The 11464-nt window shown below is 70.8% G+C and carries 7 protein-coding genes and 3 pseudogenes; 6 read left to right on the top strand and 4 right to left on the bottom strand.

The window, feature by feature from the left end:
- The 3 genes and pseudogenes from ABD339_RS33130 to ABD339_RS33120 all read left to right on the top strand — a co-directional run.
- Positions 1-347 (top strand): annotated as a pseudogene (locus ABD339_RS33130) (transposase family protein); the annotation flags it as partial.
- A gap of 602 nt (positions 348-949) precedes the next feature.
- Positions 950-1279: pseudogene (locus ABD339_RS33125) on the top strand (helix-turn-helix domain-containing protein); the annotation flags it as partial.
- A 1168-nt stretch (positions 1280-2447) separates the two neighbouring features.
- Positions 2448-3578, top strand: coding sequence for a DUF4832 domain-containing protein (locus tag ABD339_RS33120; RefSeq protein WP_344570889.1), 1131 nt, complete (start codon positions 2448-2450; stop codon positions 3576-3578).
- Positions 3579-3708: 130 nt separating this feature from the next.
- Here the strand turns inward: ABD339_RS33120 and ABD339_RS33115 are convergent, their stop codons facing one another.
- Positions 3709-4116: a hypothetical protein gene (locus ABD339_RS33115; RefSeq protein ID WP_344570888.1), complete on the bottom strand. Its 408-nt coding sequence runs from the start codon at positions 4114-4116 to the stop codon at positions 3709-3711.
- 199 nt (positions 4117-4315) lie between these two features.
- Entirely contained in the window at positions 4316-5503 is a 1188-nt protein-coding gene (locus tag ABD339_RS33110; protein ID WP_344570887.1) for a helix-turn-helix domain-containing protein, read from the bottom strand.
- A 328-nt stretch (positions 5504-5831) separates the two neighbouring features.
- Here ABD339_RS33110 and ABD339_RS33105 point away from each other — a divergent pair, with 328 nt between their 5' ends.
- The 3 genes from ABD339_RS33105 to ABD339_RS33095 all read left to right on the top strand — a co-directional run bounded on the left by ABD339_RS33105 (position 5832) and on the right by ABD339_RS33095 (position 7629).
- Positions 5832-6374, top strand: a complete 543-nt coding sequence (locus tag ABD339_RS33105) for a flavoprotein (protein WP_344570886.1) — start codon at positions 5832-5834, stop codon at positions 6372-6374.
- Between the two features lie 296 nt (positions 6375-6670).
- Positions 6671-7075: a VOC family protein gene (locus ABD339_RS33100; protein WP_344570885.1), complete on the top strand. Its 405-nt coding sequence runs from the start codon at positions 6671-6673 to the stop codon at positions 7073-7075.
- Between the two features lie 146 nt (positions 7076-7221).
- Complete coding sequence (locus ABD339_RS33095; RefSeq protein WP_344570884.1) at positions 7222-7629, top strand: VOC family protein; 408 nt, start codon at positions 7222-7224, stop codon at positions 7627-7629.
- 79 nt (positions 7630-7708) lie between these two features.
- Here the strand turns inward: ABD339_RS33095 and ABD339_RS33090 are convergent, their stop codons facing one another.
- Together ABD339_RS33090 and ABD339_RS33085 are read right to left on the bottom strand one after the other, a co-directional pair.
- A complete protein-coding gene (locus ABD339_RS33090) occupies positions 7709-9718 on the bottom strand; it encodes an MFS transporter (RefSeq protein ID WP_344570883.1) in 2010 nt (669 codons plus the stop codon).
- A gap of 272 nt (positions 9719-9990) precedes the next feature.
- Positions 9991-11464: pseudogene (locus tag ABD339_RS33085) on the bottom strand (D-alanyl-D-alanine carboxypeptidase); the annotation flags it as partial.

Genomic DNA, 11464 nt, shown 5'->3' with positions numbered 1-11464 from the left:
CGGCCGGCTGCTGTGGGCCTCGCCCGCGCTGCCCGGAGCAGTCCACGACATCAAGGCCGCACGAACACACGGCATCATCGACGCCCTGGCCGAGACAGGAGTGAAGTGCTGGGCCGACAAGGGCTACGGCGGCGCCGACGGCACCATACGGGTGCCCTATTGGGGCCGTTGGGAGACCCTGTCCGCAGGTCAGCAGGCCGTCAACCGCTCACACGCAAAGATCCGCGCGCTCGTCGAGCAGGCCATGGCCACTCTGGCGGCTTCTGCGCAAGCTGCGATGCTCCACCATCCGCATCACCAGCCTCGTCCAAGCCGTCCTCACCCTCCACCTGACCAGCACAAACTGAGGTTGGAAAAGGCTCACTGCCTCCACTGCCGGCGGAACACCCTTCGCCGCAAGGTTCCCGGCTACACGCCTCGGAACCGGCACGAACCGGGACCCGTGCCCGTCATGGCCGAAGGCATCGTCATGGTGCCCAGGCCGCGTTCGACGCGGGCGGTGGCTGGCCGGGCCGCTACGGCCCCATACGTCGTCACCCACCAGCCTGCCACGCCGCCTGCTACCGGGCTCAACGCCCGAACCCGAGTTTCGCTCGCCCACCGCCACAACGTCTCTTCACCCTCACCCTCGTCCTCAGCGCCTATGCACTCCTCACCATCCGGCGTCCAGAATCTCCAGCGCCTTCCGCGTCACCACAGCCAGCTTCCTCGAAGGGCTCCGTGGCGGCCACGGGAAACGCACTTCCGTGACTTGGGACGCGGTCGTCCCCCTCACTCTAGAAGGGGACCGACCGTCCTTTGAACAGCCGATGGCGAACTCACGAGTGGTCACAGCCCTACGCCCTGAGCCGCATGCGGGCCTGCGTCTAGTGCCGTGGCCGGGAACGTTCGCCGGGTTGTTCGTGGTGCTGGGTGGAAATGCTTTCGGCCAGACCAGTGGGGAGGAGGGATGGCGAAACCCGTCCGGGTTCGCGGGCTGATCGAGCAGGAAGGGCAGAAACTCCAGCACATCGTCCGGCGGGGTAGCACGAGTTCGGTCCGGTTGCGGCGGGCGATGATGCTGCTGGCTTCGGCCGGTGGCAGCACAGTCCCGGTCATAGCCCGGCTGGTCCAGGCGGACGAGGACACCGTCCGCGACGTGATCCACAAGTTTAACGAGATCGGGCTCGTCTGCCTGAACCCTCGCTGGGCGGGAGGCCGTCCCCGCCTTCTCAATCGTGACGACGAGGACTTTGTCGTCCAGACGGCCACCACCCGCCCGACCGTCCTGGGCAAGCCCGGAGATGACGGTGCTTTCGGGTCCGTTGTGTGCGGCGCCCTCATCGCCCCTGCGAGGGTAGCAACCCCACGACCACGGCCCGCGTGCGGCCGGTGTCGTCACGCCCTCATCGCCCCTGCGAGGGGTAGCAACGTGTGGCCGCACTCCCAGACCGCCTCCGGCATCGGGCCCTCATCGCCCTGCAATGGGTAACAACAGTACGACGCCGTGGTCAGCCTCCATGCCGAGGGCGTCCTCATTACCCCTGGGATGGGTAGCAACCCGTCGACTCCGTCGATTCGCCCCCCCAGAAGACGGGCGTCCTCATCGCCCCTACAGGATCGCAATAGCGGCCGTTGACCTCGCGCACGCGCCCTGAGCCGCATAGTTCAAGCGCCCGTAAGCCTGTACGTCCCCTCAATGACCACCAGAGCACCCAGCCCGCACACGGCGTTCTTTCGTTTCCCATCTGCGCTGTGCCCCGCCGGGGGCACAGCACGAAGAGGTGAGGGGCCAGGTCGGGGGTGATCCGCTGATCTGGCCCTTCGTCGTTTCCAGGTTCATCGCGGTCGGGGCCCCGTCCTCCCCCTCTGCCCCTCCGGCCCGCCGCCCCTTCCTTTCATCCCTTCCGCTGCCGGCGGAACCGTCCCGACCGCCATGCGCCCTGGTGCCGTCCGGCACGAAGGCGCCGTGCGCCGGGTCCGGATCCCGAGTAGCGGGCGCAAAGCGGGCGGGATCGAACTCGGTGGGTTTCTCTGGTGGGCCCGGCGTCTACGCTGAGGCCGAATTCGCCGGTTTCGGCGGGATGTTCGTCCTGCTCTCTCTCCCCTGGGACGGCGCCGTCTCGCGGGCCGGCGTGCCCCCACTTCCGCGGTCGGGGTCGGGAAAGGGCCCGGGCCGGAACAGGAGAGTGTCATGGTGAGATCCTCCGGTAGATTCCCGGGCGGAGTCGTCCTCGTTTCAGCGCTCCTGGCCGCCTTGTTCGGCGCCAGCGCGGCGGCCTATGCGGCGCGCGATCGTGTTTCGGTCGGCAGCGGTAGAGCGGGGTAGGTGACGTATACGCCGTCTTCGGCGAATTTCACCAATCCCGAACGGGTCTTTACCACCCCACCGGTGACTGCGACAAGAATGGCTTCTCCCCCGCCGCGCTCGCGGACTACCGCGACAACCAGGGCATATCGCAGGTGATGTGCGTCTTCTACCTCGCGGAGTTCAAGTCGGGTCCCATCGGCCAGGCCCCCTCGCCCAACTGCGGGAGCAGCTCGCCACGGTGCGGGGTGCCGGGCTGGAGACGGTGCTGCGTTTCGCGTGCACGACGTCCGCCGACGGGGACGACGCGCCCAAGGGCCGGGGGCTGGCCCGCCTGGATCAGCTCGCCCCCGTTCTGCGGGACACCAGTGACGTCATCGAATTCATGCAGGCGGGTTTCATCGGCGCCTGGGGCGAGTGGTACTACACGCAGAACTTCGGCAATGCCGGGTCCGTCAGTGAGGCCGACTGGGCCAATCGCAAAGAGGTCGTGGACAAAATCCTCAGCATTCTGCCGAAGGACCGCACGGTGCAGCTGCGCACCCCCAAGTTCAAGCGCACCCTGTACTCCCCCGATCCGCTGCCGCCCTCGCAGGCGTACGGCGGGTCCGCGCGTGCTCGTCTGGGGCATCACAATGACTGTTTCCTCGCGAGCCCGGACGACTTCGGCACTTATGAGGACACCGCGGTGGAATACCCGTACCTCTCCTCCGGAACGCGTTACGTGCCCATGGGCGGTGAGACCTGCGGCCAGAATCCGCCCCGTTCCAGCTGTCCCACCGCACTGGAGGAACTGTCCGGCTTCCACTGGTCGTATCTGAATGCCGACTACCACACCGGCGTCCTCGCCGACTGGAAGAGCGGCGGCTGCTGGGACGAGATCACCCGGCGCCTCGGCTACCGCTTCGCCCTGGAAAAGGGCAGCTACCCGGACACGGCGACGCCCGGCGGGCCCCTGCCCGTCAAGATCAGCGTCAGGAACGACGGCTGGGCCTCGCCCGTCAGCCCGCGTGACGTCGAACTGGTGCTGCGCGACGACGCCACCGGGAAGACCCACCGCCTGGCTCTCGACAGCCGTCCCCGCACCTGGGAGCCCGGTGCCACGACCACACTCGACGAGACGGTGAAGCTGCCGGCCGACCTGGCCCGCGGCACCTACTCGCTGCTCCTGAACCTCCCCGATCCGCGCCTTCGCGACCGCGCCGACTACGCGATCCGGCTGGCCGACGAGGACACCTGGGAGGCGAGCAGCGGAATGAACGACCTGCTGCACAAGGTCGCCGTCAACTGACCGAGTGCCGAGTGCCGAGTGACTGAGTGAGCTGACGCTGTCCGGCCGGCCCGTCGCGACATCGGGTGGGGGCGCCGTTTCCGGCGTCCCCACCCACTCGTCTCGCCGCACCCCGCCCCGCCGGGCGGGGTCAGCTCGCCGTGCCCTGCCTGGGGCCCAGCGTCTGGGCGATCGTCGTGTGGAGTGCGGCGTGCAGGTGGCTGGAGGGGGTGAGGGAGGTGGTGGGGGTGCAGGGAATGGCCCAGTGCGGGCCCGGTGGTGTGCGGCGATCGCCGGGCGGGACCGTCACCCAGCACCCGGAGCCCAGCACCTGCACCGAGGCGAACTCGCAGAAAACCCACTTCTGGGCGCTGCCCGGCTCGATCAGCCAGTAGAGCCTGCTGCCGTACGGGTCACGGATGACGGCGCCGGACGCGGGGCCCAGCCTGGCCAGTACGCCCTCGCCCAGATACGTGGGCACCCGCACGGCGTCCCACCACGCCCCGGCGGGCAACAACACGGCGTCCAGGCCCGTCGGCAGCGGCCACCACACGGTCATGGTTTCTCCCGGGTCTTCACGTGTCCTGATGTGTGACCAGCGTGCGGGTACGAAAAGCCGCTAAGTGTCACCATTGAGTGACACTCCGCGCCCAGACCGCGCCCGCGACCGCGCCTGCGCGGCCCCCGTGAGCGCGCCGCCCACGTGACCGCGCGGCTACGCGGCCCACGCAACCGCGCGCCCCACGTGACCGCGCGGCTCAACGGCCCAGCCACGCCGCCAGGTTGTCGAGCGTGTCCGGGGTGCGGCGGCGCTGGGCCACCAGGCCGTTGATGGTTTCGCGGGCGCCGGGGTGGTAACGGGTCTGCTGGGGTGCCAGTTTGCGCGCCGTCATCAGCGAGCCGAGCGCCGCGTCGCTGCGGCCCGTCTCCATCTCGGCGCGCGCCCGGTCCACGTAGAAGTGCGCGCGCCGCGACATCGCCCAGCCGTGCGGCAGGAGTACGTCCCTGGACTTCTCCAGGGCCTTGCCGTAGCGGCGCATCTCCACCTGGGCCGAGACCTCGTGCACGGCGACGTTGGCGGGGCCGAAGCTGAGCCAGTGGATACGCCCCGCCTCGCCGGTGCGCTCCGCGTAGGAGGCGGCCTCGCGCAGGTGGGCCGCTACCGCGTCGCCGTCGTGGGCGCGGGCCGCGATGACACCGGCGCCCAGGTGCAACTGACCGCGCACGGCGAGGGTTTCCCGCGCCTCCTGGTCGGCCTGGCCTGCCGCGCGGTGCCCGGTGTCGATCAGGCGCAGGCCGATACTGTGTTCGCCCTCACGGAAGTAGGCCAGAGCGCGCATGTACTGGCGTACGGCGGCCAGCAGCGGGTCGGAGCCGCGTTCCGCCGCCCAGCCGAGCCGGTCGAGGGCGATGGTGGCCAGGTCGTAGAAGCCGAGCTTGGTGGCGATGTCGTGGGCGGTGCGGTACGCGGAGCCCAGGGTCTGCCACAGCGGTGTGGTAGGTGCGCGGTGGACGGCGGTGGTGACCTCGGCGATGAGCGGGGGCAGCGCGTGCGACGCCCTGCTGAGCTGCGTGGCACGGACCATACGGCACAACTCGTCGGCTTCGGCGGCGAGTTCGGCGGCGGTACGCGGGTCGGGCCCGTGGCCGTCCATCAGGTCGTAGAGGTCCAGCGCTTCGCGGATGGGGCGGATGAGCGTGGCGAGCTTGTCCTGTTGCAGCTCCGTGACGTACGGCTGGCCCGTCAGCACCGTCACATCGATGCGCAGGAGGCGGGCGACCGCCGACACGAGGTCGGGCGAGGCGTTCTTGCGTCCCTCCTCCACCTGGCGCAACAGGCTGTAGGAGAAGGGGAGCTGGGCGGCCATGCCGCGTTGGGTGAGCCCGGCCAGCTTGCGCTGGTGGGCGATCCGGACGCCCGCGTGTTCGTCTTGCAGCCCGCGCATCCGGGACTCCGTTCCGTTCCGTGCCCCGGCCGTCCCCCTCGGCCTCGCCGCTTTCGGCCCCGCTCCCCGGCGGTGACCTCCACGGCCGTGGGCACCCGGCCATCTCGACGCTGGGAACCGTATGCGCGGCGTTCTCACGCGAGGACCGCCGAGCGGGGAGCGCCACCCGAACGGATTCCATGGGGTTGCGCGAAGGCGGCCCGGCGTGGCAGGGCCGCTCGCGCGGGATGGCGGGGAAGACCTCGCACGGGATGAGGGGAGGGCGGCGGTGACGGGGCGACAACGGGCACGGGGCGGCGGTGTCAGTGGCCTGTGGTGGGATGCCGGTATGGCCTCTCGCGTCCTGTATCTGCTCGGCTCCGCAGCTCCTCCCGTCCTCCAGACGGCCGACATCGTCGTCGAGGCCCAGCGCGACGGCTGGGACGTGTGCGTGGGCCTCACGCCGACCGCCGCGCACTGGATGAAGGACGAATTGCGCTCCCTGGAGCGTTTCTCACGGCATCCGGTGCGCTCCGGCTACAAGCTGCCCGGCGAACCGGATGCCTGGCCCCCGGCCACGGTCGCGCTGGTGGCTCCGGCGACGTTCAACACGGTCAACCAGTGGGCGCAGGGCCTCACCGACAAGTTCGTGGTCGGCTTCGCCTCCGAGGCGATCGGCAAGGGGATCCCGCTGGTCGCGATGCCGTGCGTGAACGCCGCCTACGCGCGCCACCCCCAGTTCGGCCGCTCCCTCGCCACCTTGCGGGAGGTGGGGGTGCGGGTGCTGTACGGGCCGGGCGGCTTCGAGCCCAACGAGCCGGGCAGAGGCAGACCGGATGCCTTCCCCTGGCGGCTCGCACTGGATGCCGCGAGCGAAGCCGCGGGCGGCTGAGCGCACTGCCGCCGCGGCGAAGGCCCCCAGAGTCATCCAGAGCCATGCCGCCATCGGCCCCCTCGCCCCTTGCCCTTCGCGCCCGCCGTCACCGTGCGGCGACCGGGTGACCGGGCCGCGGGGCAGCTGGGGCCGCCGCCGCCTGGCGATGCCCCCGGCGAAGCAGCGGGAAGAAATCTCGCGGCGGGCGATGAGTTTCCGTCCCGCGCCGGGTCTCTCTTCCTGTAAGGATTTCACCGCCCATGGAGAACGAAGCCACACCAAGTCGTGGCATACCACCAGAGATGAGGCCGCACATGTCCAGAAAGATCTTCGTCAACCTGCCGGTCGAGAACCTGAACCGCAGCACAGACTTCTTCACCACCCTGGGCTTCGAGTTCAACCCTCAGTTCACGGACGAGAATGCCACGTGCATGATCGTCAGTGCGGACATCTTCGTGATGCTGCTGGTCGAACCGTTCTTCCAGTCCTTCTCGAAGAAGGACATCACCGACACCGCGCGCTCGTCCGAGGTGATCGTGGCGCTCTCGGCCGACACCCGGGAGGGCGTCGATGAACTGGCGGACCGCGCACTCGCCAACGGGGCCTCCCCCCACGCGGACCCGCAGGACCACGGCTCGATGTACGGCCGCAGCTTCCGTGACCCGGACGGCCACATCTGGGAGGTCATGTGGATGGACCCGGCAGCGCTCGAAGGCTGATCCGCCCCGGCTCGTCGTGCTCCGCCCGGCCGCCCTCCGGCGGGTCGTACGACCAAGGTCCCGGCCGCCGGGTGAAATTCTCTCTGCCGACCGGGAGTTGAACCCGGTGACCGGTCCGGACACGCCGAGCCAGAGGAGATACCGCCATGCCGATCCACCTCAACCACACGATCGTGCACGCCACCGACAAGAAGCGGTCGGCCGAATTCCTCGCCGGGCTGCTTGACCTCGACGTGAAACCGCAGTTCGGCCCGTTTCTGCCGGTGCCGCTGGCCAACGACGTCACGCTCGATTTCGCCGACTCCGGGGAACGGCCCATCGTGGCGCAGCACTACGCGTTCCTGGTGTCCGACGAGGAATTCGACGCCGCCTTCGGCCGGATCAAGGAGGCCGGGCTGACGTACTACCCCGGCCCGGACCTCTCGCGCCCGGGCGAGATCAACCACCGGGACGGAGGCCGGGGCGTGTACTGGCTCGACCCCGACGGCCACGTGCTGGAGCTGCTGACCCGGCCCTACGGTTCGGGCGGCCGTACGGGAGCCGAGGAGCAGTAGCTCCGGTCCGCCGGTCACCCGACGACGCCGCCGGGCCCGGAGCTCTCCGGGCCCGGACCTCTCCCGGGCCCGGTGGGCCTCAGCGCTTCGTGTCCGGGCCGCTCTTGCCGCCGTCCCGGCCGCTGCCGCCGTCGCCCTGACCGTCGCCGTGGCTGTCGTCGTCGGGACAGGCCGTGCCGCGCGGCAGTTTGTAGGGGGCCGCGATGCGGTAGACGCCGGCGCGGGGGGCGTCCAGCACGGTCCAGGTGTCCAGCACCGGCTCGTCCTTGCCCTCCGGTGGCGGTCCGCCGAACGTGGGCGCGGCCTCGCGCAGGCAGCCGTGCACGTTCTCCCCCTTGGGCGAGGGTGGCGCGATGCGCTCCCCGTCCTTGTCCACGAGCCCGAGCCACGGCGAGTACGGCACTCGTACGAGTACCTTGTCCGCCTCCCGCACCCGCACCGTGACGCCCTCGGCGTCGGCCTGTTCGACGGAGGCCGAGCCGTCCACCAGCGGCACGGCGTCGTCCACGCGGAAGAGCCGCCAGCTCTCGTCGGACCAGATCTCTTTCAGGTACGGCTGCCCCTCGCGCACCAGGCGGGCCTCGGCGATGCCGCCGGCGATGTCGGGCGGATCGGCGGGGAGCACGACGTAGTGGACGGCCCAGCGGCGCAGCCACTCGTGGTAGCGCTCGGGCGAGAGCCGCTTCTCGTAGAAGAGCGGGTTGCGCTCCGTGTCGGCCTGCCGGTTCCAGCCGCGCGCGAGGTTGACGTACGGGGCCAGTGAGGACGCTTCGCGGTGGCTGTTGACGGGGACGACCTCGACGCGGGCGCGGTGCGCGTCCACCTTCTTGAGCTGGTGGATCAGCGGGCCGAGTTCGCGGTTCCAGGCCGCGTCGGGCGTCGTGTGGATCACGTCCCAGGTGGGCTTGGCGATCTGCCAGCCGACCGTCACGATCAGCGCGAGCACCATCGCCAGGCCCTTGCGGGACCGCCAGGCGCGCCAGCCGCTCCCGACCACGACCGGGGCCGCGGCCAGCAGCGCGACCGCCCCGAACAGCAGGCCGAGCCGTTCCACGTTGGAGCCGACCTGCGAGGGGATCGCCCAGGTGAGCAGGATGCCCAGCGCGTAGATGGCGCCGCCGACCCGGACGGCCACCCACGTCCTGGGGACGAGGAGCACGACCGCTACGGCCCCCAGCACGGGGAAGATCAGCGAGACGAACGGCATCGGCTGCACGCCCTGGAACGGGAAGAGCAGCATGCTGGCCACCACCACGAGCGGCGGCGGCACCGCCACCGAGAACGCGGCGGCCCGTCGCCGGGCCAGCAGCAGCGAGGCGGCGACCACTTCCAGGTAGAGCCCGGCCACGGGGCTGGCGGCGGTCGCCAGGGCGGCCAGCAAGATGGCCAGCGCGGCGCGCGTGTACCGCGCCTGGCGGCTCGCTCGGGGGCCGCGCCAGCGCTTGGGCCAGGTCCATACCACGGCGACGGCGCCGAGCGCGAAGACCATGCCCAGCGCGAAGGTGACCCGCCCGGAGGCGGCGTTGCACGCGAAGGCGACGGCGCCCCACAGCGAGGGGATCACCGGTTTGGGTACGGTGCGCGCCAGCAGCAGCGACAGCAGCCCGGCCGAGAGGACCCCGGAGAGGATCAGCGTCGAGCGCACCCCGAGGACGGCCATCAGATACGGCGAGATCACGCTGTAGGAGACGGGGTGCAATCCGCCGTACCAGGCGAGGTTGTAGGCGGATCCGGGGTGCTGTCCGGCGAACTCGGCCCAGGCATCCTGTGCGGCGAGGTCGCCGCCGCTGCTGGCGAAGAACCGGAACCAGACCAGGTGCAGCACCGTGGCCGCCACCATGGCGAGCGCGGCCACGAGGAACGGGCGGGAGCGCCCCTGCCAGCGTCCGGCCTTGCGGCCCCCGTCCTCCGTACCGCCGCCACCGGCCGGGTCGGTCTCTTCCGTGGCTTCCTCGGAGGGCGGGCGCTGACCGGGCACGGACGCGCGGACGCCGCCCGTGGCACGGTTCTTGCCCGGGCGTTCCGTTATGTCACCTGAACCGGCGTCGGTCCCGGACGCCGGCATCTGCGGTGGACGCACAGTGGCCACTGCGCTTTCTCCCCGTCCCCGTGCGGCTCGGTCACTCAGATCCGCAAGACGTTACCGGACCGGTGCCCGCCGGTCGGCCCCGCCCCTGGCTCCCGGAGGCTTTTGCGCCAGGGGAGAGGGGCGGGGCCGCGACCGGCGGGCACCGGTCCGCCGTACTCGTCCGGCGCGCGGCCCACGCTCGGTTCGCGTTCGGCCGGCCAGTTCGGCCGACACTCGGTTGCGCGTTCGGCCGGTGTGCTCGGCCGGCACTCGATTGCGCGTCCGGCCGGTGCTCAGCCGACGCGGGTCAGCTTCGCCCCGAAGCCGGGCTCGGTGAGGTCGTCCTGGAGGGCGACGGGCACCTTCACCTGACCGGGCCCGTCCCCGACGGTCAAGGTCCCCACCTTGGTACCGGCCTTGGCCTCGTCCGGGATGGACTTGCCCTTGTCGGTGAGGCCCAGCTTCACCTTGAGCCCGGACCAGCCGACGGCGGAGACGTCCCTGGTGGCGACCACGGGCGTCTTGCCGCCCAGTTGGTCATCGACGTAGCCGACGACGTCGCCCTTCGTGACGACCTTCCGGGACCTGAGCACGTCCTGGGCGGCGTCGATCAGCTTCTTGCTGTTGCCGAGCACCGTGTCCAGGATCGAGGGCTGGTACTGGCCGAGCATGGCGCCGATTATCAACTGCTTGGTGCCGTTGATCTCCTTCTCCGCCGCGAAGACCAGGTTGCCACCCGCCTTGGTGGTGGTGCCGGTCTTGATGCCGACGACGCCATCGAGGGGGACGAGCCGGTTCCAGTTGGGCTGGGTCTTCCCGTTGCCGTCCACGTAGGAGGGCTGCCGCACGATCTCGCGGAAGACCGGGAAGTCCATGACCTTCTTGGCGAGCTTCACCTGGTCGGCCGCGGTGCTGACCGTCGAGGCCGTCAGACCGCTGGGGTCGGTGTAGCGCGAGTTGGTCATGCCGATGTCCTTGGCGGCGGCGTTCATCTTCTTCACGAACGCCTGCTCCGAACCCGCGTCCCAGCGCGCCAGCAGGCGCGCCACGTTGTTCGCGGACGCGATCATCAGCGCGTCCAGCGCTTCGCGCTGCGAGATCTTCTGACCGGCCTTGACCTCGACCGTCGACTCGTTCTGGGCGCTGAGGGCCGCCTGGTCCTCGGCCTTCTGGTCAACGGGGATGTCCGCGCCCTTGCTGCCCTTCTTGAACGGGTGGTCGCGCAGGATCACGTAGGCGGTCATCACCTTGGCGACGCTCGCGATCGGCGTCGGCTTCGGCTTGCCGTACGAGCCGAGCGAGCCGAGGCCATCGACCTCCAGCACCGCCTGGCCCTCCGAGGGCCAGGGCATGGACGGCTCGGAGCCCTGGAACGCGTAGCTGTCGGCGGCCGTCATCGACAGTTCTGGACCCGGCAGCGGGCGCACGGCCTGGACGACGACGAAGACCACCGCGAGCAGCAGCACCAGCGGCGTCCAGATCTTCACCCGCCGGGTGAGGGTGCGCAGCGGAGTCGGGGCCGGCGGCGGGGTGTTGGTGAGCTGCGCCAGCAGGTCCAGCGGCTGCGCGGGCTGCCGCGGCTGCCCCGGACCGCCCTCGGGCGGCGCGTCGGGCATCGGCTGCTGACGGGTGCGCTCGGGGCCCGACTCGGCGGCCGTGGGGGCGCCGGGCGGGCCTGGCGGGGCCGGCGGCCCCGAAGCCCACGAGGGCTGGGCCGACGGTCCGGGCGGCGTCCCGGGCGCTGTGGGCGGCCCGGCGGGCGCGGGC

Source organism: Streptomyces axinellae (assembly GCF_039532135.1).
Classification (GTDB): domain Bacteria; phylum Actinomycetota; class Actinomycetes; order Streptomycetales; family Streptomycetaceae; genus Streptomyces; species Streptomyces axinellae.
This window is presented reverse-complemented; position numbering and strand designations above follow the sequence as displayed.